Raw genomic sequence first — 21,681 nt, forward strand, 5'->3', positions numbered from 1 at the left:
GCGCCACGCGTGAACGACACCGTCACCGGTTTCTTCCTCGCGTCGCGTCTCGATCGAGGGGGCTCAATGCAGAGCATCCTCCCTGAGCGCTTCCTCGCCAGTGGAGACGAAAGGAACCTGAACCCCGTGACCGATTCCACAGCACCGTCGTCTGCGACGGGCACCCCCACCGATCTGACCACGCTCAAGCTCGCCGACCTTCAGCGTCTGGCGACCGAGCGAGGCATCCCCGGTGTGTCCAAACTGCGCAAGGGAGACCTCGTGGCCGCCATCCAGAACAGCTCGCCGAACGACTCCGCTAGCGGCGCGTCAACCGAGGCCGCTCAGGCGGCCGACCAGTCGACGCAGGCCGCGCCCGCGGCCAACCAGCCGGAGCAGACCGCACCAGCGGCGGAGACGTCCGAGCAGGCGGCAACGAGCGCGCCGGCAGCCGAGGAGGCCGCACCGCGGCGTCGCTCCTCGCGCCGCGCGACGACCGACACGGTCACGCCGCAGGCGGCCGCCGAGCAGCCCGCGAAGGCCGAGCAGTCTGACAAGAGCCAGCAGTCCGCGAAGGCCGAGCAGTCCGACAAGGCCGAGCAGTCCGACAAGACCCAGCAGTCCGCGAAGGCCGAGCAGTCCGACAAGACCCAGGGCGACGATGCCGACGGCGAGGACTCCTCGCAGGGCGGTCGCGGTCGCGGCCGTGGCCGCAGCCGCAATCGCGGTGGCGAGCGCTCCGAGGGCGACGGCGCCGATGGCGGCGCGCGCGGCGGCCGTGGTCGCGGCGGCAACCAGGGCAACCAGAACCAGGCTGCCAAGGGCGGCCAGGGCGACGGCGGCCAGGACGACGGCAACCAGGGCCGCGGCAACCAGGGCAACCAGAACAACCAGGGCAACCAGAACCAGGGCGGCACCAAGGGCCCCGAGCGCTCTGAGCGTGCCGACCAGGACTCCGAGGGCCGCGGTCGCGGTCGCGGGCGTGACCGCAAGCGCGGTCGCGGCCCGGGTGGCGACGACGCCGAGCCCGAGGTGAGTGACGACGACGTGCTCATCCCCGTGGCGGGCATCCTCGACGTTCTCGACAACTACGCGTTCGTGCGCACGACCGGCTACCTGCCGGGCCCGAGCGACGTCTACGTCTCGCTCGGCCAGGTCAAGAAGTACCAGCTGCGCAAGGGCGACGCCGTCGTCGGCGCCATCCGCCAGCCGCGCGAGGGTGAGAACCAGGGGCGTCAGAAGTACAACGCGCTCGTGCGCGTCGATTCGATCAACGGCCAGACGATCGAGGAGGCCGGTGCGCGCGTCGAGTTCAGCAAGCTCACTCCGCTGTACCCGACCGAGCGACTGCGTCTCGAGACCGACCCGACGATGCTCTCCACGCGCATCATCGACCTCGTCGCACCCATCGGCAAGGGCCAGCGCGGCCTCATCGTCTCGCCCCCCAAGGCGGGTAAGACGCTCGTGCTGCAGGCCATCGCCAACGCGATCGCGAAGAACAACCCCGAGGCGCACCTCATGGTCGTGCTCGTCGACGAGCGGCCCGAAGAGGTCACCGACATGCAGCGCTCGGTCAAGGGCGAGGTCATCGCCTCGACCTTCGATCGGCCCGCCGAGGATCACACGACGGTCGCCGAGCTCGCGATCGAGCGCGCCAAGCGCCTCGTCGAGCTGGGCCACGACGTCGTCGTGCTGCTCGACTCGATCACCCGCCTGGGCCGCGCGTACAACGTGACGGCGCCGACGAGCGGGCGCATCCTCTCGGGCGGCGTCGACTCGGCCGCGCTGTACCCGCCGAAGCGCTTCTTCGGCGCCGCGCGCAACATCGAGGACGGCGGTTCGCTCACGATCCTCGCGACCGCACTCGTCGAGACCGGCTCGAAGATGGACGAAGTGATCTTCGAGGAGTTCAAGGGCACCGGCAACATGGAGCTGCGCCTCTCGCGTCAGCTCGCCGACAAGCGCATCTTCCCGGCCGTCGACATCTCGGCCTCGGGGACGCGCCGCGAGGAGATGCTCCTCGGCGCCGACGAGGTCAAGGTCACGTGGCAGTTGCGCCGCGCGCTCGCGAGCCTCGACACCCAGCAGTCGCTCGACATGGTGCTCGGCAAGCTGCGCGAGACGGGCTCGAACGTCGAGTTCCTCGTCGCCGTGCAGAAGTCTCTGCCGGCGGCGGGCGCGCACAAGGTCGACTAAGCCGTGTTCGAATCCGTCGACGCGCTCATCGCCGAGCACCGCGAGCTACAGAACCAGCTCGCGGACCCGGCGGTGCACGCCGACCCGTCGCGCTCGAAGAAGCTCAACCGCCGGTACGCCGAGCTCAGCCGCATCGTGTCGGCGCACGAGCACTGGCAGCAGGCGGGGGAGGACCTCGCCGCGGCCCGCGAGCTCGCGAAGGACGACGAGGCCTTCGCTGCCGAGGTTCCCGCGCTCGAGACGGAGCTCGTCGACCGCACCGAGAACCTGCGCCGCCTGCTCATCCCCCGCGACCCCGACGACGGGCGCGACGTGATCATGGAGATCAAGGGCGGCGAGGGCGGCGAGGAGTCGGCGCTCTTCGCGGCCGACCTCCTGCGCATGTACACGTACTACGCGGAGTCGCGCGGCTGGAAGGTCGAGCTGCTCGACTCGACGTCGAGCGACATGGGCGGGTACAAGAACGTGCAGGCGGCGATCAAGTCGACCTCGACCGATCCGGCCCAGGGCGTGTGGGCGAGCATGAAGTACGAGGGCGGCGTGCACCGGGTTCAGCGCGTGCCCGCGACGGAGTCGCAGGGCCGCATCCACACGTCGACGACGGGCGTGCTCGTCTTCCCCGAGGTGGATGAGCCCGAAGAGGTCGACATCAACCAGAACGACCTGAAGATCGACGTCTTCCGCTCCTCCGGCCCCGGCGGCCAGTCGGTCAACACGACCGACTCGGCCGTGCGCATCACGCACCTGCCGACGGGCATCGTCGTGTCGATGCAGAACGAGAAGAGCCAGATCCAGAACCGCGAGGCCGCCATGCGCGTCCTGCGCGCGCGCATCCTCGCGAAGCAGCAGGAGGAGCGGGATGCTCTCGCGAGCGACGCCCGCAAGAGCCAGATTCGCGGCATGGACCGCTCGGAGCGCATCCGCACCTACAACTTCCCCGAGAACCGCATCGCCGACCACCGCACGGGGTTCAAGGCCTACAATCTCGACGCCGTCATGAACGGTGCCCTCGGCCCCGTCATCGAGTCGTGCATCGCCGCTGATGAGGAGGCCCGCCTGGCCGCTCTCGGCGACGAGACGGCGTGAGCGATCGCGACGTGAGCACGACCGCCGGGCCGGCGCTGGCCCCCGATCTCGCCGCTGTGCGTGCCGACGCGATCGACCGCTTGCGCGAGGCGGGCATCCCGACTCCGGAGGCTGACGCCGACCTGCTCATCGGCCATGTGCTCGGGTTCAGTCGCGGCCAGGTGCAGGCGAAGGCGCTCATCGCCGCGCCCCTCGACGCCGAGCAGCGCATGATCATCGCCGAGTCGATCGAGCGCCGTGCGAGCCGCGAGCCCGTGCAGCACATCACGGGTCGCGCGGGCTTCCGCACCCTCGAGCTCGAGGTTGGCCCCGGTGTCTTCGTGCCGCGGCCCGAGACCGAGCAGGTCGTGCAGCACGCGATCGACGCCCTCGTGACAGTTGCCTCCCCGCTGCCGCTCGCCGTCGACCTCGGCTCGGGCAGCGGAGCGATCGCCCTCGCCCTCGCGGTCGAGGTGCCGCACGCGCGCGTCGTCGCCGTCGAGAACTCGCCCGCCGCCTTCGTCTGGACGAACCGCAATGTGCGCCGCTGGGGAGACGACCGCGTGCGCACGGTCTTCGCCGACCTCGCGGATGCTCTGCCGGAGCTCGACGGCACCGTCGACGTCGTCGCCTCCAACCCCCCGTACATTCCCCGCGACGCGGTGCCGCGCGACCCCGAGGTGCGCCTGTTCGACCCCGCGCACGCGCTGTACGGGGGAGAGGACGGGCTGGATGCTGTGCGCGCGGTCTCGACGACGGCCCGTCGCCTGCTGCACCCCGGCGGCACGCTCGTGCTCGAGCACGGCGAGCTGCAGGCCGCCGACATCGCCGCGCTCCTGCGCGCCGACGGCTGGAGCGCGATCGCCCACCACCGCGACCTCCTCGGCCGCGACCGCGCCACGACCGCCACCCGCTGAGCAGGGCATCCTCTTTTCGGAGATATAGCGCGGTGATATATTCACCGTATGGCTCGCTTCTTCACGACTCAGCCGGGCGAGCTCATTCGTCGGGCTCGACTCGACGCTGGGCTCACCCAGAGCGAGCTGGCGCGCCGCGCCGGTATCAGCCAGCCGAGTCTCGCGCAGATGGAGAAGGGCACGCGTGCGGCGTCAGACGAGATGCTCGAGAGAGTGCTGCGTGCGGCCGACTATCGCCCGTCACTGCCCCTTGCCGACTTCGCCGATCAGATCACCGCGATCGCGGCACGGCGGGGGATCGAGAGGGTTCGGGTGTTCGGCTCGACTGTCCGCGGAGAAGACCACTTCGACAGCGACATCGACCTCCTCGTGTCGCCTGGCCCGCGCGTCGACCTCTTCGACCTGGCGCTGTTCGGCGAGGAGGTGCGCGCCTTGACCGGGTTCCCGGTCGACGTGGTCACGGACACTGCGGGCTCTCCTCAGGCCGCCGAGGCGACGCTCGAGGCCGTTGCACTATGAGCGACGCGGGCGACTCGCGCCGCTTCGAGCCGCGGCCACGAAGCGACACTGATCGACGCTCGCGCACGGACGCGCAGAATGTTCGCGACGAGCTGCAGCGCATCCAGCAACGATGCGAGTCCGTCATCAAGGCGGGTCGCGAGTCGTTCGCGGAGGGAGCGCCCCACTACGACGTGGCGAGCATGGTCGTCATCCGTCTCGCGGCGCTGCTCGAGCGGTCCGAGTTCGCGGCACTCGCCGAGCGGCTGACTCCGGACGAAGTCACTGCGATCAAGGCGACGCGGATCATTGCCGCGCACGCAGGCTATGTCGGCATGAACGACGACCTCTTCTGGGCGGCAGTCACTGTTCGCATCCCCGAGATCGTCACGCGACTACTCGACTCTGCATCGCCCTGACGTGGGTGGGGACGCCCTCAGGCTGTCGGGTACGGGTATTCCGTCGACCGCCCCTGGAACGTCAGGATCGCCTCGTTGCGCACGCGGCCATCCTCGATCTCGATCGCGCGTCGGATGGTGTCGGACTCGGCCCACGACGCCGGCCCCTCCATCACGGTTCGGAGGAACGGCATGAGCGCCTCGCTGATCTCCCAGGTCGCCGAGTTCCAGAGCAGCGTGGGGGTGTGGTCCACCGCGTAGTAGTTCGTCGAGTCGCCGACCGTGAACATCGGGTCGGCGAAGGACGTCGGCCTCGCCCAGCTGAATCCCATGCCCTCGTCGATCGAGACGTCGACGATGAGGCTCCCGGGGCGAAAGGCGCCGAGATCGTCGAGGCGCAGGTACGTCAGCGGTGCATTCGGGTCCTGCAGCGTGCAGTTGACGACGATGTCGTTCTTCGCCAGGTACTCGGGCAGGGCGACCGGCCCCTCATCGGTGTTCACGGTGCTCGCGGAGGGGGAGGCGTCGTCATGCTCGAACTGCACGATGTCGACCGACGGGATCGGTGAGCTGACGGCGGCGATGTCGCGATTCGTGAGCACGCGCACATCGTGGACGCCGTGCGCATTGAGCGCGGTCACGGCACCGCGTGCGGTCGCCCCGAAGCCGATCACGATCGCGGTCAGGCGGCGGCCGTAGTCGCCCGTCGAGCCGCACAGCTGCAGGGCGTGGATGACGGAGCAGTACCCGGCGAGCTCGTTGTTCTTGTGGAAGACGTGCAGGCCGAAGCTGCCGTCGCTGCGCCAGTGGTTCATGGCCTCCCACGCGATGAGGGTGAGGCTCTTGTCGATGGCGAGCTGCGTGATCTCGGGATCCTGCACACAGTGCGGCCAGCCCCACAGCACCTGGCCCTCGCGCAAGGCCTGCACGTCGGAGGCCTGCGGCTTGGGTAGCAGAACGACGTCGGCCCGATCGAAGATCTCCGCCCGATCGAGCATGCCGCCCACGAGGGGCTCGAGCTCGGCATCGGCGACACCGAAGCGGGCGCCGTAGCCGCGCTCGAGAAACATGCGCGCCCGCAGGTCGGCATCGATGCGCTCGACGTGCGCGGGGTGGATCGGCAGGCGTCGCTCATCGGCCTTGCGCGATGTCGCCATCACACCGAGGCGCAGCAGCTCGGAGGAGGCATCGGGAGGGGTCATGCCTGAAGCCTAGGCTCCGCCGTAAGGGCCCCGCGCCAGAGCCCCGAGCCAGAGCCCCGAGCCACGGCCCCAAGTCAGGGCCGACGCTCGGCGGCGGCTTCGCGCTCCGCGGCGAAGGCCTCGATGGCCGCGAGCAGGCCGGCCGCATCGCGGTAGTGGTGCGCGGTGATGCCGAGCGACTGGGCGCCCTCGACGTTCTCGAGCCGGTCATCCGTGAAGAAGGTGCTCTCGGCGACCGCGCCGTAGTGCGCCATCGCGCGCTCGAAGACGACCGGGTCGGGCTTGCGCGCGCCGAAGAAGGCGCTCGCGTGCAGGTTGTCGCCGCCCATGATGTCGACGAGCTCGGCGGCGACCTCGTGCAGGTGCTCGTGGATGAGGATGCCGTTGTTGGTCAGCAGCGCGACTGTGCCGAGCTCGGCGGCGCGCCGCACGGCGTCGAGCTCGTCGGGCCGCGCTGTCGTCGCCTCGGCGCGGTAGCGCACCCAGTCCTCGCGCGACACCTCCGCGCCGATCGCGGCGCACACGCTCGACAGGTACTCGTGCGCATCGGCGGGGTCGCCCGCCTCGGCCCGCCACTCGAGCCCGTTGATCCACCAGCGCCGGCGCAGCTCGGCGAGGTCGTGCCCGCTGCGCTCCGTGAGCGACGCCATGCGCGCCCGCCAGTCGTAGTCGTACAGAACGTCGTCCATGTCGAAGAGGAACAGCAGGCTCATGAGAGCGCCAGTCTGCCCTACTACGATGAGAGGCATCATGGCCACGGTGTACGACTGCTCGAACGAGAGCGAACTCCTCGAGGGTCTGCGGGCCGCGCGCGGCGCCATCGGACGCGGCGAGCTCGTCGTCCTGCCGACCGACACGGTCTACGGGGTCGCCGCCGACGCCTTCCGCGCTGAAGCCGTGCAGCGCCTCCTCGACGCCAAGGAGCGCGGGCGGGACGCCCCGCCTCCCGTCCTCATCCCGGGCATCCCGACTCTCGCAGCTCTCGCCGAGACGGTGCCCGACGAGGTGACCGCGCTCGTCAAGGAGTTCTGGCCCGGCGGCCTCACCGTCATCGTCGAGGCGCGCGAATCGCTCGCGTGGGATCTGGGCGAGACACGCGGAACGGTCGCCTTGAGGATGCCCGACAATCGCTACACCCTGAATCTGCTCGCCGACACGGGCCCGCTGGCCGTCTCGAGCGCCAACATCAGCGGTGAACCGGCTGCCCGCACCGCTGCCGAGGCACAGGCCATGCTCGGCGATCGCGTGAGCGTCTACCTCGACGCCGGCGAGGTCGGGGCGCCGCCCGCTGACGGTGCTGACCCCGGGTCGACCATTGTCGACGCGACGAGCCTCCACCTGCCCGAGGGCAGGCTGCGCATCCTGCGGCAGGGCGTCATCTCCGCCGAGGAGATCGCGCGCGTCGTCGGCACGGAGCGCCTGGCGTGACCTTCTACGTGCTCGTCGGGCTCATCGCGGCCGTCGTGAGCTTCGGGGCCTCGTGGGCGGTGCTGCGGCTGGGCCATCGCTTCAAGATCTATCCGGGCATCCGCGATCGGGATGTGCACACGACGCCCACCCCCCGACTCGGCGGCATCGCCATCGTCGTCGGCATTCTCGTCGCCCTCGCCGCCGCCTCCCAGATCAGCTGGTTCCGCCTCGTCTACGCCGACCCCTTCCCGCTGCTCGCGATTGTGGTCGGCGCTCTCGTCATGCTCACCATCGGCGTCGTCGACGACCTCTACGATCTCGACTGGCTCACCAAGCTCGCCGGGCAGCTGCTCGTCGGCGGGTTCCTCGCCTGGGCGGGCGTGCAGATCCTCTCCCTGCCCATCGGCGGCATCACGATCCTCTCGCCCAACCTCTCCCTCATCATCACCGTGCTCGCCGTCGTGCTCGTCATGAACGCCGTCAACTTCATCGACGGTCTCGACGGCCTCGTCGCCGGCGTCACGCTCCTCGCCGGTGGCGTCTTCTTCATCTACAGCTACCTGCTGGCGATCAACACTTCGCAGACCGCGTTCAACCTCGCCTCGCTGCTCATGGCCGTGCTGCTGGGGGCCGTCGCCGGGTTCCTGCCCTTCAACTGGCACCCCGCGAAGATCTTCATGGGCGACGGGGGAGCGCTCGTGGTCGGGCTCCTGCTCGCCGTCTCCACCGTCACCGTGACGGGCCAGATCAACCCTGCCGCGGTCGACGCAGGTCAGCTGCTGCCCGCCTTCATCCCGATCCTGCTGCCGTTCGCCGTGCTCGTCGTGCCGCTGCTCGACTTCGGCCTCGCCGTGCTGCGCCGCCTGCGCGCCGGCAAGTCGCCGTTCAGCGCCGACCGCAAGCACCTTCACCATCGGCTGCTCGACATGGGCCACTCGCACCTGCACGCCGTCCTCATCTTCTACGCGTGGACGGCAGTCGTGGCGATCGGCACCCTCCTGTTCATGTTCGTCGCCTGGTGGTGGGCGCTCACCGCGATCATCGTGGGCCTCATCGCGTGCGCCTTCGTGACGCTCGCCCCCCTCACGCGTGAGAAGCGGCGCGCCGTGGAGTCCTACGACGCCGACTCGCTCGACGCGGATGCGATGACCGACGATGACACCACGACCACCACGACCCCCGCGGAGACACCCCGATGACCACGACACCTCCTCGCTCGAGCGCCGCGCCCGTCCTGCGGCTCTCCCTCGTCTACGGCGCGAGCCTGTTCGCGGCGATCGCCGTCGTCGGCAGCGTGGTCGGCGCACTCGTGAGCGAGCTGCCCGGCCTCCTGAGCGCGCTCATCGGCGCCGGCATGGGGTTCGTCTTCCTCGCCGTGACGGCCGTGAGCATCCTGCTGGCCGACCGGATCACGAAGGGCGACCTGCTCTCGCCCGTGTTCTTCGCCCTCGTGCTCGGCGCCTGGCTGCTCAAGTTCGTCGTCTTCCTGGTGCTCGTGTTCACCCTGCGCGAGGCCTCCTTCATCGACCCCGTCGTGCTCTTCGTGACCCTCGTGATCGCCGTGCTCGGCGGTCTCGTGACCGACCTCGTGGCTGTGTCGCGCGGTCGCGTACCCTACGTGAGCGACATCACCCTGCCGGGTTCCTCGGAGCGCTGACCTCGATTCGGCTGGGCGCTCCAACTGTTGGTAGGGTGGAGCTATCGATGCCGATCGCCGCGTCATGACCCCGTGATGCCCCGATTCTGGAGACTCCCCTGAGCGCTGCCGCCCTGATCCCGTTCCTGCCAGTGACGACCGTTGACGGTTCGGACGGGCCGGAGTTCAGTGGTCCCTCGATCGGTGACTTCTTCCCTCCGGCCATCTTCTTCGAAGGCAACGAGTTCTTCCAGATCGACCGCATCATGCTGCTGCGGCTCGTCATCGCGGGGCTCCTCATCCTCATGTTCTGGCTCGGCACGCGCCGCATGAGCATCGTGCCCGGCCGCTTCCAGGGCACGATCGAGATGGCGCTCGACTTCGTGCGCATCAACATCGCGGAAGACCTGCTCGGCAAGGTCGACGGCAAGCGGTTCCTGCCGCTTCTCACGACGATCTTCTTCCTCGTGCTGTTCCTCAACCTCACCGGCATCGTGCCGGGCATCAACATCGCGGGAACCTCCGTGATCGGCCTGCCGCTCGTGCTCGCCGCGGCCTCGTACATCGCTTTCGTCTACGCGGGGCTGCGCAAGCATCCCGTGGCGTTCTTCCGCAACGCGCTCTTCCCGCCCGGCGTGCCGTGGCCGCTCTACATCATCGTGACGCCCATCGAGCTCGTCTCCATGTTCGTGCTGCGCCCCGTCACGCTCACGCTGCGACTGCTCATGAACATGGTCGTGGGTCACCTGCTGCTCGTGCTGTTCTTCTCGGCCTCCGCCTTCTTCATGGTCGACCTCGGTGGGTGGTGGATCATCGCGGGCGTCGGAACGCAGGCATTCGGCATCGTGTTCACGTTCTTCGAGATCCTCGTCTCGCTGCTCCAGGCCTACGTCTTCACTCTTCTCACCGCTGTCTACCTCCAGCTCGCGCTGGCGGACGAGCACTAACAACGCAAGAGCCGGGCAGCCGCTCGGCTCGTCCCTCACCGGAAGGAAACACCCCTCGTGGACGCAAACACCGTTCTCGCCGAGATTAACGGCAACATCGCGACCGTCGGCTACGGCCTGGCCGCCATCGGCCCGGCCATCGGCGTGGGCATCGTCGTCGGCAAGACGATCGAGTCGGTCGCCCGCCAGCCCGAGCTGCAGGGTCGCCTGACCGTGCTCATGTACATCGGTATCGCCTTCACCGAGGCGCTCGCGTTCATCGGCATCGCGACCTACTTCATCTTCGTCTAAGGCTCACTTCATGCTCACTGAACTCGTCATTGCGGCGGAACCGGGGGAGGACGTCAACCCCCTCATCCCGGCGTGGTACGACATCGTCTACTCGATCATTCCGTTCGCGCTCGTCCTGCTGCTGTTCTGGAAGGTCGTCCTTCCGCGCATGCAGAAGATGCTCGACGAGCGCGCCGCCAAGATCGAGGGCGGCATCGAGCAGGCGGAGTCGGCCCAGGCCGAGGCCAAGGAAGCACTCGAGAAGTACAACGCGATGCTCGCCGAAGCGCGCGCCGAGGCCGCGAAGATTCGCGAGCAGGCCCGCGTCGACGGCGGCGCGATCCTCGCCGAGCTCAAGGAGCAGGCCTCGACCGAGGCCGCGCGCATCACCGCGACGGCGCAGGCCCAGATCGAGGCCGAGCGCCAGGCGGCACTCGTCTCGCTGCGCTCAGAGGTCGGCTCGCTCGCGATCGACCTTGCGAGCGGTGTCATCGGGGAGTCCCTCGCGGACGACAAGAAGGCCACGGCGCTCGTGGACCGCTTCCTCGCCGACCTCGAGCAGTCAGAGAAGGCGGCGAAGTAGCGATGGGCTCTGCGACGCGAAGCGCACTCGAGGCGGCACGCTCGGCACTCGCCGCCACGAAGGGCGTCGATCTGACGACGGGCGAGCAGCTGCTCGCGGCGTCGCGCACGATCGGCACATCGACGCAGTTGCAGAGTGCGCTCACCGACCCCTCGGCATCGCCGGAGGACAAGGGAGCACTGCTCTCGGCCCTCTTCGGCAACCTTTCGCCCGCGGCGCTCGCCCTCCTCACCGCCATGGCCCAGCAGCGCTGGTCCACTGCCGAGGAGTTCCTCGCCGGCCTCGAAGAGATCGGCATCCGCGCGGTGGCGTCGTCGACGTCGGCTGATGCGGGCCTCGAGGCGGAGCTGTTCTCGTTCGGTTCCGCTGTCGCGTCGGATGCTGAGCTCGAGCTCGCGCTCGGCAGCAAGCGCGGCTCGGCCGAGGGCAAGCAGTCGCTCGTGGAGAGCCTGCTCGCCGGCGGTGCGAGCGCGCAGGCCGTCGCGATCGCCGGCCACCTCGTGCAGCAGCCCCGCGGCCGCCGCATCGGGGAGCTCGTGCGCACGGGCGCGGCGATCGTCGCCGACTCGTTCGGCAAGGGCATCGCCACGGTGAGCGTGGCTCGTCCGTTGAGCGATGAGCAGCGCGCATCTGTCGGAGCCATGCTGCGAGAGCGCTACGGCCGCGACCACACCCTCAACCAGGTCATCGATCCCGCGCTCGTCGGCGGGGTCCGCGTTCAGGTCGGCGACGACGTGATCGACGGCAGCGTCGCTGCACGCCTGGCAGAACTCACACTTCGACTGGCCGGCTAGGTCCGCTCGAGAACACCAGACGGAGCCCCGCAGAGTCGGGGCTGCGAACGAAAAGGGAAGAACATGGCAGAACTTTCGATCAGCCCGGACGAGATCCGCGACGCGCTCAAGAAGTTCGCGCGCGACTACGCTCCCGGAGCCGCCGCTGCGACCGAGGTCGGCCGCGTGGTCGATGCCGCTGACGGCATCGCGCACGTCGAGGGGCTGCCCGGCGTGATGGCCAACGAGCTCATCCGCTTCTCGGACGGCACGCTCGGTCTCGCGCAGAACCTCGACGAGAGCGAGATCGGTGTCGTCGTCCTCGGCGAGTTCTCCGGCATCGTCGAAGGCATGGAGGTCACCCGCACGGGCGAGGTCCTCTCCGTCCCCGTTGGCGACGGCTACCTCGGCCGCGTCGTCGATCCGCTCGGTGCCCCCATCGACGGCCTCGGCGACATCGCCGACGAGGGCCGTCGCGCGCTCGAGCTGCAGGCTCCCGGCGTCATGCAGCGCAAGAGCGTGCACGAGCCCCTGCAGACCGGCATCAAGGCGATCGACGCCATGATCCCCGTGGGTCGTGGCCAGCGTCAGCTCATCATCGGCGACCGGCAGACCGGCAAGACGGCGATCGCGGTCGACACGATCATCAACCAGAAGGCCAACTGGGAGTCGGGCGACACGAACAAGCAGGTGCGCTGCATCTACGTCGCGATCGGCCAGAAGGGCTCCACGATCGCCGCCGTCAAGGGCGCGCTCGAAGAGGCCGGCGCGATGGAGTACACGACGATCGTCGCGGCTCCTGCCTCCGACCCCGCCGGCTTCAAGTACCTCGCCCCCTACACGGGCTCGGCCATCGGCCAGCACTGGATGTACGGCGGCAAGCACGTCCTCATCATTTTCGACGACCTCTCGAAGCAGGCCGAGGCCTACCGCGCGGTCTCGCTCCTCCTGCGTCGCCCGCCGGGTCGCGAGGCGTACCCCGGTGACGTCTTCTACTTGCACTCCCGTCTGCTCGAGCGCTGCGCGAAGCTCTCGGACGAGCTCGGTGCAGGGTCGATGACGGGGCTCCCGATCATCGAGACGAAGGCGAACGACGTCTCGGCCTACATCCCCACCAACGTCATCTCGATCACGGACGGTCAGATCTTCCTGCAGTCCGACCTCTTCAACTCGAACCAGCGCCCCGCGGTCGACGTCGGCATCTCGGTGTCGCGCGTCGGTGGTGACGCTCAGGTCAAGAGCATCAAGAAAGTCTCCGGCACGCTCAAGCTCGAGCTCGCGCAGTACCGCTCGCTCGAGGCCTTCGCGATGTTCGCCTCCGACCTCGACGCGACGAGCCGCCGCCAGCTGTCTCGCGGCGCGCGACTCACCGAGCTGCTCAAGCAGCCGCAGTACTCGCCGTACCCCGTCGAGGAGCAGGTCGTCTCGATCTGGGCCGGCACGAAGGGCAAGCTCGACTCGATCGCGCTCACCGACGTTCTGCGCTTCGAGCGCGAGCTGCTCGACCACCTGCAGCGGAACACCGAAATCCTCACGACCCTGCGCGAGTCCAACGTGCTCGACGAGAAGACCGAGGGCGAGCTCGAGAAGGCCATCGATTCCTTCCTCGAAGAGTTCCAGGGCGGCGGCGCCGACGGCGTGCAGGCCGGCTCCGAGGAGTTCGACGAGACCGAGGAAGCCGACATCAACCAGGAGAAGATCGTGCGGAGGAAGCGCTAGAGCCCCTGCTCGAGACGCGACCGGCCACACGACGACACCTAAGGAAAGACGACACACATGGGAGCGCAACTTCGGGTCTACCGGCAGAAGATTCGTTCTGCCCAGACGACCAAGAAGATCACGCGCGCGATGGAGCTCATCTCCGCCTCGCGGATTCAGAAGGCTCAGGCGCGCATGGCCGCCTCGGCGCCGTACGCCCGCGCGGTGACGCGCGCCGTCTCGGCCGTCGCGACGTACTCGAACGTCGACCACGTGCTCACGACGGAGCGCGAGAAGCCGACGCGCGCTGCCGTGGTCGTGTTCTCCTCCGACCGCGGACTGGCCGGGGCGTTCTCCTCGCAGGTGATCCGCGAGGCGAACGAGCTGCGCACCCTTCTCGAGGATGAGGGCAAAGAGGTCGTCAACTACCTCGTGGGGCGCAAGGCCGTGCAGTACTTCGCGTTCCGCCGCCGTGCCGCGGCCAAGGAGTGGACGGGCAACACCGATCAACCCGAGTTCTCGACGGCCAAGGACATCGCCGACACTCTTGTCGACGCGTTCATCGCCGGCGGCGAGGGCGGCGAGGGCGTGGACGAGATCCACATCGTCTACAACCGCTTCGTCAATCTCGTCTCGCAGGTGCCCGAGATCGTCCGCGTGCTCCCGCTCGAGGTCGTCGACGGCGTCGACGAGCCCGGCGACGCCGAGATCCTCCCGCTCTACGAGTTCGAGCCCGAGGTCGACCAGGTGCTCGACGGCCTCCTGCCGGTCTACATCGAGAGCCGCATCTTCAACGCCATGCTGCAGTCGGCCGCCTCGGAGCACGCCGCCCGCCAGAAGGCGATGAAGTCGGCGAGCGACAACGCCGACAAGCTCATCCTCGACTACACCCGACTGGCGAACAACGCGCGCCAGGCGGAGATCACCCAGCAGATTTCCGAGATCGTGGGCGGCGCAGACGCCCTGAGCTCGGCTAAGTGAACGCGGCGAGGACGCGTTCACCAGACAGCACAGTGCACTAGACACTATTCGTACAGAAAGAGAGCTCATGGCTACCGCAACCAAGAAGAAGCCCGCCGGAGACACCGCCGTGCACGGCGTCGGCCGCGTCGCCCGCGTGACGGGCCCCGTCGTCGACATCGAGTTCCCCCACGACGCGATCCCGGGCATCTACCACGCCCTCAAGACCGACATCACGATCGGCGAGGAGACCACGACGCTGACCCTCGAGGTCGCGCAGCACCTGGGTGACGACCTGATCCGTGCGATCGCGCTCAAGCCGACCGACGGTCTCGTCCGCGGCCAGGAGGTGCGCGACACGGGAGCCCCGATTTCGGTGCCCGTGGGCGACGTGACCAAGGGCAAGGTCTTCAACGTCATCGGCGAGGTGCTCAATGCTGAGCCCGGCGAGACCATCGAGGTCACGGAGCGCTGGCCGATCCACCGCAAGCCCCCGGCCTTCGACCAGCTCGAGTCGAAGACGCAGCTCTTCGAGACCGGCATCAAGGTCATCGACCTCCTCACCCCCTACGTGCAGGGTGGAAAGATCGGCCTCTTCGGCGGTGCGGGCGTCGGCAAGACCGTCCTCATCCAGGAGATGATCCAGCGCGTCGCGCAGGACCACGGTGGTGTCTCCGTGTTCGCGGGCGTCGGCGAGCGCACCCGTGAGGGCAACGACCTCATCATGGAGATGGAGGAGGCGGGCGTCTTCGACAAGACCGCCCTCGTCTTCGGCCAGATGGACGAGCCGCCGGGAACGCGACTCCGCGTCGCCCTCTCGGCCCTCACGATGGCCGAGTACTTCCGCGACGTGCAGAAGCAGGACGTCCTCCTGTTCATCGACAACATCTTCCGCTTCACGCAGGCCGGCTCCGAGGTGTCGACGCTCCTCGGCCGCATGCCCTCGGCGGTGGGCTACCAGCCGAACCTCGCAGACGAGATGGGCATCCTCCAGGAGCGCATCACCTCGACGCGCGGCCACTCGATCACCTCGCTCCAGGCGATCTACGTGCCCGCCGACGACTACACCGACCCGGCGCCGGCGACGACCTTCGCGCACCTCGACGCGACGACGGAGCTGAGCCGCGAGATCGCCTCGAAGGGTCTCTATCCCGCGGTCGACCCGCTCACGTCGACGAGCCGCATCCTCGACCCGCTCTACATCGGTGAGGACCACTACCGCGTTGCGACGACCGTCAAGCAGATCCTCCAGAAGAACAAGGAGCTGCAGGAGATCATCGCGATCCTCGGTGTCGACGAGCTCAGCGAAGAGGACAAGATCACGGTGTCCCGTGCTCGCCGCATCCAGCAGTTCCTCTCGCAGAACACCTACATGGCGAAGAAGTTCACGGGCGTCGAGGGCTCCACGGTGCCGCTCAAGGACACGATCGAGTCCTTCGACGCGATCGCCAAGGGCGAGTACGACCACGTGGCCGAGCAGGCCTTCTTCAACGTCGGCACCATCAGCGACGTCGAGGAGCGCTGGGCGCAGATCCAGAAGGAGAACGATTAGTCGTGGCCGAGCTCACGGTGAGCGTCGTCGCCGCCGACCGCGAAGTGTGGTCGGGCGTCGCGAAGCAGATCGTCGCGCGCACGACCGAGGGCGAGATCGGCATCCTGCCCGGTCACGAGCCGCTGCTGGGAATTCTCGGCGCCGGTGAGGTGCGCATCACGCCGACGGAGGGCGCTGTCGTCACGGCGCGCGCCGAGGATGGTTTTCTCTCGGTCGAGAACAACACCGTGACGATCGTCGCGGGCGCCGCCGAACTGCTCTAGTGCTCATCGCCATGGCCGGGCTGCCCGGCTCCGGCAAGAGCACTGTCGCGGAAGCACTCGGGGCGCACCTGCGCACCCCCGTGGTCTCGGTGGATCCGCTCGAGTCGGCGATTCTGCGGTCGGGTATCGAGAGCTATCAACCCACGGGCCTAGCCGCGTACCTGGTCGCGGAGACGATCGCCGAATCCGTGCTGCGTGCGGGCCAGGGCATCATCGTCGATGCCGTCAACGCGGTCTCGCCCGCACGTGACCAGTGGGTGCTGCTCGCCGACCGCGTGGGCGTCGAGGTTCGCTTCATCGAGACCGTGTGCAGCGACCCCGCGCTGCATCGGCGTCGTCTCGACGAGCGCAGACGCGATCTCGAGCACCTCGCCGAACCCACCTGGCACGCTGTCGAGCAGCGACTGGACGAGTACGCCTCCTGGTCGGGTGCGGCCGATGCATGCCCCAGGCTCACTCTCGACACCGTCTCCGAGCTCGACGCGCTCGTGGCCGAAGCGATCGCCTTCCTGCGCTCGTGACCCTTCTCCTCCTGCCGCCGTCGGAGACCAAGCGGGACGGGGGAGTGCCGCGCTCGCGCCTCGCCCTCTCGCGATTGGGCTATCCGGTGCTGACCGAGCTGCGCGCGTCGATGCTCGACCAGCTCGCGGCGGTGTCCGCCGACGACGAGACGGGTACCCGGGCCCTGCGGATCAGCGCCCGAGCGGCCTCGATCGAGCTCGAGCGCAACCGGCAGGTGCGCAGTTCGGCCACCTTGCCGGCGCTGGAGCGGTACACCGGCGTGCTCTACGACGCCCTCGCGGTGGAGGCGTGGAGCGAGGACGCTCGCCGTCGCGCTGCCGAGCACGTCGTGATCCAGTCAGCGCTGTTCGGGCTGCTGCGTGCGGACGACCCGATTCCGGCATACCGCCTCTCGCACGATTCCCGGCTGCCCGACGTCAGGCTGGCGCGCCACTGGGCGGACCCCATTGCGCGAATCCTCGCTCGGCGCCACGGCCCCGTTCTCGACCTGCGCTCGGAGGCCTACTCGGCTCTCGGGCCGATTCCCGAGCGCGATGACGCCCGCTTCGTGCGCGTGGTCGCTGCCGGCGACGATGGCGTCACGCGCGCCCTCTCTCACGCGAACAAGTCGGCCAAGGGACGCTATCTGCGCGCGCTCCTCGAGTCCGGCTCGATGCCCACGACCCTCGACGGCCTCGTTGCACGCTCCGCCGACCTCGGGTGGATTCTGCGGCCGGGCGCTCCAGGCGAGCTCGACCTCGTGGTGCCGCGAGCCTGAGAGCCTGCAGGGCAGCAGATCTCGCAGCAGTGCCCGCAGGGCAGAGCCTGCACATCAGGGGCGCGGTGCCGCGGCGCGCCAGCAGCCGACGATGTGGTCGTCGACGAGACCGGCCGACTGCATGAGCGCGTAGGCCGTGGTCGGGCCCACGAAGCGCCAGCCGACGGCCTTGAGAGCCCGCGCGAGGGCGACCGACTCGGGGGTGGTCGCGGGCAGATCGGCGAGCTGGGCCGGGCGCGTCGAGCGCGGCGCGGGGGCGTGCTGCCAGACGAGCTCGTCGAGCCCGCCCGGGTGGAGGGCGATGCGGGTCACGAGCAGCCGCGCGTTCGCGATCGTGGCCTCGATCTTCGCCCGATTGCGGATGATCGACTCGTCGGCGAGCAGGCGCTCCACGTCGTCCTCGCCGAAGCCGGCGACCGTCTCGGGGTCGAAGCCCGCGAAGGCGTGCCGCAAGCCCTCTCTGCGTCGCAGGATCGTGATCCACGAGAGCCCCGACTGGAAGGCCTCGAGGGAGAGCTTCTCGAAGAGTGCGCGGTCGCCGTGCAGGGCCACGCCCCACTCCTCGTCGTGGTACCGGCGGTACTCGGCATCGTCGCCCACCCAGCCGCACCGCGCGAGCCCGTCGTCGGCGATGCGCACATCGCGTGCCGGGCTCATCGGTGCGCGATGCCCTCGTGGTCGAGCAGCCACACCTTGGTCGGCACGCCATCTCCGGCGCTGTAGCCGGTGATGCGCTGATCGCTCGCGAGGACGCGGTGGCACGGCACGATGAGCGGCACGGGGTTGGCGCCCACGGCGCCGCCCACCGCCCGCCCGGCTGTGGCGCGCCCGGTGTCACGACCGAGCTCGCCGTAGCTGCGGGTTGCACCGAAAGGGATGGCGCGCAGGCCCTCCCAGATGGCGCGCTGGAACGGCGTGCCGGTCAGCCGCACGGGCACGTCGATGTCGTGCCGCGACCCCGAGAAGTACTCGCCGAGCTGGTCGACCGCGCGGCGAGTGAGGTCGTCGGGCGCATCGGGCAGGCCGTCGGTGGAGAGCGCACCCGCGCGCTCGATCTCGAGGCGCGTGATCGCCGAGCCGTCGCCCTCGACGACGATGCGCCCGAGCGGTGAGGCCGTCGTGAGGCGGGCGACGGCGCTCGCGGCGGGAGGCTCTGCGACGGAGGGTTCAGCGGGGGAGAGGCGGGCGGGCGCGGTGTCGAGCTGGGTCATACCGAGCAGACTACGGCCCCGAGCATCCCGAGACCGGCGGAAAACAGACACGGGGATCGCTGCCGATGCGCGCTCGGCTGAGGAGGGAGCGCGGAGGCTCGTGCGCGAGGATGGGGGCATGACGACCATGACGTATCGCACCCTGGGGCGCAGCGGACTGCGCGTCTCCGCCGTCGGCCTCGGCTGCAACAACTTCGGCCGACCGGGCACCGCGACCGAGCCCCAGGACGGCACCGAGCGTGTTCTGCACGCCGCGCTCGACCACGGCATCACGCTGCTCGACGGTGCCGACATCTACGGGTACGAGTACGGACGCAGCGAGACCATGATGGGTCGGGCGCTGCAGGGCCGCCGCGACGAGGTCGTGCTCGCGAGCAAGTTCGGGCACGCCGACTACGAGAGCCCGATCCCGCACTGGGGTGCCAAGGGCGCGCGCCGCTACGTCCGCCTCGCCGTCGAGGGCAGCCTTCGACGCCTGCAGACGGACACGATCGACCTGTACCAGTTCCACACCCCCGACCCGCTCACGCCGCTCGAGGAGACCCTCGCGGCGCTGCACGAGCTCATCGACGCGGGCAAGGTGCGCTACATCGGCCACTCCAACTTCGCGGGCTGGCAGCTGGCACGCGCCGACCTGCTCGCCGAGCTGCACGGCCACCCGCGCTTCATCTCGGCCCAGAACGAGTACAGCCTGCTGCGACGGGGCGCCGACTGCGAGCTGCTTCCCGCCGCCGCGGAGCTCGGCGTCGGCTTCCTGCCGTACTTCCCGCTCTACAACGGCCTCTTCACGGGCAAGTTCTCCCGCGAGGGCGGGCCCGCCGACACACGCATCATGCGGCAGCGCCCGCACCTCGTGGAGCACGCGCCGTGGGACCGCATCGAGGCTTTCGAGGTCTTCTGCGCTGCGCGCGGCATCGGGATGCTCGAGGCGACGATCGGCTGGCTGCTGAGCCGCCCGGCTCTCGCGAGCGTCATCGCCGGCGCGACGACCGTCGAGCAGGTCGCGCAGAACGCCGCAGCCGCTCAGGCCTGGACCCCGACGGCCGAGGACCTCGCCGAGATCGACGAGCTCTTCCCGCCCGGGGTCGACCACTCGGCGCCCTCCTCGTAGCCCGGGAGCGCGCCTCTCAGTCGGCGAGGTCGTCGTCGGAGCCCTGCGAGGGCGGCAGCGGCTCGGCGTCGACGTTGATCGCCCGGTTGAGCTCGGCGGCCTCGGCGTTGAGCTCCTCGAGCTCCTCCAGCAGCGCGTTGTAGTCGTCGACGGCCGCGTTGAGGCTCTCCCGCTCGATCTCGAGCGCTGCCTGGCGGTCGAGGAGGGCCTGGCGGTCGGCCTCGAACGCCGACTGGCTCGTGTAGCCGCCGGGTCGCGAGGCCCGCTCGTTGAACGCCGTGATGTCGGCCTCGAGCGCCGCCGCCGCGTCGGCGTACTCCGCCTGATCGGCCTCGAGCGCGGCGAAGCGCGCGTCGAGCTCGTCGCTGAGCTGCTGCAGCCTCTCCTCGAGGCTGTCGAACACGGCGGCGACCCGCGCGTAGAGGTCGGTAGTGAGAGAGCGATCGTCGAAGTAGCGGGCATAGTGCTGCTCGAGCTCGGCCGCGAGGGTCGGTATCTCGGTGCCGAGGATCGCGTAGAGCTCGGGGATGCGCGACGTGGGGTCGAGCGCCTCGTACTCCGCGATGCGCTCGACGAGCTCGTGCTCGGGCCCGAGGGCGGCGAAGTCCGCTTCGAGGAGCACGGCGAGGGCATCCTGCTCCTCGGCGCTCAGGCGGTCCCAGGCGGCGTGCAGCATCTCGTGCGCCGCGACGACGACCTCGTAGCCGTCGAGGTCGTCGTTCGTGACGTCGTAGAGGAAGATGCGGCCGTCGGCGAGCGTGTAGCAGCCGAGCACCCCCAGGCCCGTCTCCTCGAAGGAGCAGAACAGGTCGAAGCGCTCAGGAGGCAGGACCTCGGGCACGCTCGCGTAGAAGAGGAACCGCCCGTGCTCGCTCAGTCCTGCCTGGTCGGCGTACCGCACGATGGTGGGCTCGGGCTCGTAGCTCCAGACCGTGAGCTGGTCATCCACCTGGCGCGGATTCGCCGCCGCCCAGCCGGCGCCCGCGAGGACGAGCCCCTGGCCGACGATGCAGACGGCCGCGACCGCCTGAAGGGCGCCGCGGCCCACCCGCGCGCCCCGATCGCGCCGCGCGTGCCTCGGCTCGGTCGAGAAGTGGCTCATGCCTTCACGCTACTGTCGCGACCGCCCTCAGGCCGCGAGCACGGCGATCGCGGCGTTCAGTGTCGTCGCGAAGAGGGTCCAGAACCAGTAGGGGATCAGCAGGGCGGCGGCGGGCTTGCTGATGTCGGCGAAGCGGATGATCGTGGCGAGGATCGCGAAGTCGAGCGCGACGATGATGCCGAGCGCGATCCACAGACCACTGGCGCCGACGAGCGAGCCGAGCCCGAAGAAGACCGGGGTCCAGAGACCGTTGAGCACGAGCTGCACGACGTACGCGACGAGCGCGCGGCGACGAGCGGTCGACGCAGGGTGGCGCCAGACTAGCCAGGTTGCGACGGCCATGCTCGAATAGAGCACGGTCCAGACGGGCCCGAACAGGGCGTCGGGCGGTGTCCACATCGGCTTGGCCAGATCGTCGTACCACCCGGAGATCGCGGGCGCCGAGAGAGCGCCGCCGATGACGGCGACGAGGAAGGAGGCCGCGAGGAATCCGGTGAGCGCGAAGGCGGACCGAACAGCGGAGTGGTCGCCGGACGCCGCGATAGCGGACTCCTGCGTCCGTGCTCGGATCATGCTCACCTCCCGGCCCCCGATCCTTCTGGACGACGATGCTCCTGGACCAGGTCGAGAG

Annotated in this window: 25 protein-coding genes; 19 read left to right on the forward strand and 6 right to left on the reverse strand. The window is 69.3% G+C overall.

The window, feature by feature from the left end; translation table 11 throughout:
• Window positions 1-66: 66 nt before the first annotated feature.
• Genes rho through HUJ41_RS12640 form a run of 5 tightly spaced genes read left to right on the forward strand, consistent with a single transcriptional unit; the run spans window position 67 to window position 5,074 of the window.
• Window positions 67-2,175: a transcription termination factor Rho gene (rho, locus tag HUJ41_RS04440; RefSeq protein WP_179873864.1), complete on the forward strand. Its 2,109-nt coding sequence runs from the start codon at window positions 67-69 to the stop codon at window positions 2,173-2,175.
• A 3-nt stretch (window positions 2,176-2,178) separates the two neighbouring features.
• Window positions 2,179-3,261 carry a peptide chain release factor 1 gene (prfA, locus tag HUJ41_RS04445; RefSeq protein ID WP_179873517.1) on the forward strand — a complete coding sequence of 361 codons (1,083 nt, stop codon included), beginning with the start codon at window positions 2,179-2,181 and terminating at the stop codon, window positions 3,259-3,261.
• The gene (gene prmC / locus HUJ41_RS04450) at window positions 3,258-4,157 is read left to right on the forward strand and encodes a peptide chain release factor N(5)-glutamine methyltransferase (RefSeq protein WP_431356476.1); all 900 of its coding nucleotides are present in this window, start codon (window positions 3,258-3,260) and stop codon (window positions 4,155-4,157) included. Before prfA ends, prmC begins: the two co-directional genes overlap by 4 nt.
• Before the next feature lie 48 nt (window positions 4,158-4,205).
• Window positions 4,206-4,676 (forward strand): helix-turn-helix domain-containing protein, encoded by a 471-nt coding sequence (locus tag HUJ41_RS04455; RefSeq protein WP_179873518.1) that lies wholly within the window; start codon window positions 4,206-4,208, stop codon window positions 4,674-4,676.
• Window positions 4,673-5,074 carry an antitoxin gene (locus tag HUJ41_RS12640; protein ID WP_218925643.1) on the forward strand — a complete coding sequence of 134 codons (402 nt, stop codon included), beginning with the start codon at window positions 4,673-4,675 and terminating at the stop codon, window positions 5,072-5,074. The genes HUJ41_RS04455 and HUJ41_RS12640 overlap by 4 nt, the downstream gene beginning before the upstream one ends.
• A gap of 17 nt (window positions 5,075-5,091) precedes the next feature.
• Here the strand turns inward: HUJ41_RS12640 and HUJ41_RS04465 are convergent, their stop codons facing one another.
• Both HUJ41_RS04465 and HUJ41_RS04470 read right to left on the reverse strand, forming a co-directional pair.
• Window positions 5,092-6,255, reverse strand: coding sequence for a N(5)-(carboxyethyl)ornithine synthase (locus HUJ41_RS04465; protein WP_179873519.1), 1,164 nt, complete (start codon window positions 6,253-6,255; stop codon window positions 5,092-5,094).
• A gap of 74 nt (window positions 6,256-6,329) precedes the next feature.
• Window positions 6,330-6,968: an HAD family hydrolase gene (locus HUJ41_RS04470; RefSeq protein WP_179873520.1), complete on the reverse strand. Its 639-nt coding sequence runs from the start codon at window positions 6,966-6,968 to the stop codon at window positions 6,330-6,332.
• A gap of 37 nt (window positions 6,969-7,005) precedes the next feature.
• Between HUJ41_RS04470 and HUJ41_RS04475 the strand changes: the two genes are divergently transcribed.
• The 13 genes from HUJ41_RS04475 (at window position 7,006) to HUJ41_RS04535 (ending at window position 17,626) form a co-directional block, all read left to right on the forward strand.
• Window positions 7,006-7,683, forward strand: coding sequence for an L-threonylcarbamoyladenylate synthase (locus HUJ41_RS04475; protein ID WP_179873866.1), 678 nt, complete (start codon window positions 7,006-7,008; stop codon window positions 7,681-7,683).
• A complete protein-coding gene (locus HUJ41_RS04480; RefSeq protein WP_179873521.1) occupies window positions 7,680-8,864 on the forward strand; it encodes an MraY family glycosyltransferase in 1,185 nt (394 codons plus the stop codon). The genes HUJ41_RS04475 and HUJ41_RS04480 overlap by 4 nt, the downstream gene beginning before the upstream one ends.
• Entirely contained in the window at window positions 8,861-9,322 is a 462-nt protein-coding gene (locus HUJ41_RS04485; RefSeq protein ID WP_179873522.1) for a Cg1360 family ATP-synthase-associated protein, read from the forward strand. The genes HUJ41_RS04480 and HUJ41_RS04485 overlap by 4 nt, the downstream gene beginning before the upstream one ends.
• A gap of 131 nt (window positions 9,323-9,453) precedes the next feature.
• Window positions 9,454-10,248 (forward strand): F0F1 ATP synthase subunit A, encoded by a 795-nt coding sequence (gene atpB, locus HUJ41_RS04490; RefSeq protein ID WP_348531841.1) that lies wholly within the window; start codon window positions 9,454-9,456, stop codon window positions 10,246-10,248.
• 57 nt (window positions 10,249-10,305) lie between these two features.
• Window positions 10,306-10,539 carry an ATP synthase F0 subunit C gene (atpE, locus tag HUJ41_RS04495; RefSeq protein WP_055860391.1) on the forward strand — a complete coding sequence of 78 codons (234 nt, stop codon included), beginning with the start codon at window positions 10,306-10,308 and terminating at the stop codon, window positions 10,537-10,539.
• Window positions 10,540-10,549: 10 nt separating this feature from the next.
• On the forward strand, window positions 10,550-11,101 hold the full coding sequence (locus HUJ41_RS04500; RefSeq protein ID WP_179873523.1) for a F0F1 ATP synthase subunit B: 552 nt from the start codon (window positions 10,550-10,552) through the stop codon (window positions 11,099-11,101).
• Between the two features lie 2 nt (window positions 11,102-11,103).
• Window positions 11,104-11,895 (forward strand): F0F1 ATP synthase subunit delta, encoded by a 792-nt coding sequence (locus HUJ41_RS04505; RefSeq protein ID WP_179873524.1) that lies wholly within the window; start codon window positions 11,104-11,106, stop codon window positions 11,893-11,895.
• A 63-nt stretch (window positions 11,896-11,958) separates the two neighbouring features.
• Window positions 11,959-13,593, forward strand: a complete 1,635-nt coding sequence (gene atpA, locus HUJ41_RS04510; protein WP_179873525.1) for a F0F1 ATP synthase subunit alpha — start codon at window positions 11,959-11,961, stop codon at window positions 13,591-13,593.
• A gap of 57 nt (window positions 13,594-13,650) precedes the next feature.
• Window positions 13,651-14,553, forward strand: a complete 903-nt coding sequence (locus tag HUJ41_RS04515) for a F0F1 ATP synthase subunit gamma (RefSeq protein WP_179873526.1) — start codon at window positions 13,651-13,653, stop codon at window positions 14,551-14,553.
• A 67-nt stretch (window positions 14,554-14,620) separates the two neighbouring features.
• Window positions 14,621-16,084: a F0F1 ATP synthase subunit beta gene (gene atpD, locus HUJ41_RS04520; protein ID WP_179873527.1), complete on the forward strand. Its 1,464-nt coding sequence runs from the start codon at window positions 14,621-14,623 to the stop codon at window positions 16,082-16,084.
• Between the two features lie 2 nt (window positions 16,085-16,086).
• Window positions 16,087-16,347, forward strand: coding sequence for a F0F1 ATP synthase subunit epsilon (locus tag HUJ41_RS04525; protein WP_152583436.1), 261 nt, complete (start codon window positions 16,087-16,089; stop codon window positions 16,345-16,347).
• Complete coding sequence (locus HUJ41_RS04530) at window positions 16,347-16,868, forward strand: P-loop nucleotide/nucleoside kinase family protein (RefSeq protein WP_179873528.1); 522 nt, start codon at window positions 16,347-16,349, stop codon at window positions 16,866-16,868. Before HUJ41_RS04525 ends, HUJ41_RS04530 begins: the two co-directional genes overlap by 1 nt.
• Entirely contained in the window at window positions 16,865-17,626 is a 762-nt protein-coding gene (locus HUJ41_RS04535) for a YaaA family protein (protein ID WP_224744576.1), read from the forward strand. Before HUJ41_RS04530 ends, HUJ41_RS04535 begins: the two co-directional genes overlap by 4 nt.
• A gap of 54 nt (window positions 17,627-17,680) precedes the next feature.
• Here the strand turns inward: HUJ41_RS04535 and HUJ41_RS04540 are convergent, their stop codons facing one another.
• Both HUJ41_RS04540 and HUJ41_RS04545 read right to left on the reverse strand, forming a co-directional pair.
• Window positions 17,681-18,283: a DNA-3-methyladenine glycosylase I gene (locus HUJ41_RS04540; protein WP_179873530.1), complete on the reverse strand. Its 603-nt coding sequence runs from the start codon at window positions 18,281-18,283 to the stop codon at window positions 17,681-17,683.
• Window positions 18,280-18,837, reverse strand: coding sequence for a methylated-DNA--[protein]-cysteine S-methyltransferase (locus tag HUJ41_RS04545; protein WP_179873531.1), 558 nt, complete (start codon window positions 18,835-18,837; stop codon window positions 18,280-18,282). The genes HUJ41_RS04540 and HUJ41_RS04545 overlap by 4 nt, the downstream gene beginning before the upstream one ends.
• Window positions 18,838-18,955: 118 nt before the next feature.
• On the opposite strand from HUJ41_RS04545, the gene HUJ41_RS04550 reads away from it, so the two are divergent.
• The gene (locus tag HUJ41_RS04550; RefSeq protein ID WP_179873532.1) at window positions 18,956-19,948 is read left to right on the forward strand and encodes an aldo/keto reductase; all 993 of its coding nucleotides are present in this window, start codon (window positions 18,956-18,958) and stop codon (window positions 19,946-19,948) included.
• 16 nt (window positions 19,949-19,964) lie between these two features.
• Here the strand turns inward: HUJ41_RS04550 and HUJ41_RS04555 are convergent, their stop codons facing one another.
• Both HUJ41_RS04555 and HUJ41_RS04560 read right to left on the reverse strand, forming a co-directional pair.
• Window positions 19,965-21,050, reverse strand: a complete 1,086-nt coding sequence (locus HUJ41_RS04555; protein ID WP_179873533.1) for a hypothetical protein — start codon at window positions 21,048-21,050, stop codon at window positions 19,965-19,967.
• A 27-nt stretch (window positions 21,051-21,077) separates the two neighbouring features.
• A complete protein-coding gene (locus HUJ41_RS04560; protein ID WP_179873534.1) occupies window positions 21,078-21,623 on the reverse strand; it encodes a TspO/MBR family protein in 546 nt (181 codons plus the stop codon).
• Window positions 21,624-21,681: the final 58 nt, after the last annotated feature.

The sequence above is a fragment of the Microcella indica genome (assembly GCF_013414345.1).
GTDB lineage: Bacteria > Actinomycetota > Actinomycetes > Actinomycetales > Microbacteriaceae > Microcella > Microcella indica.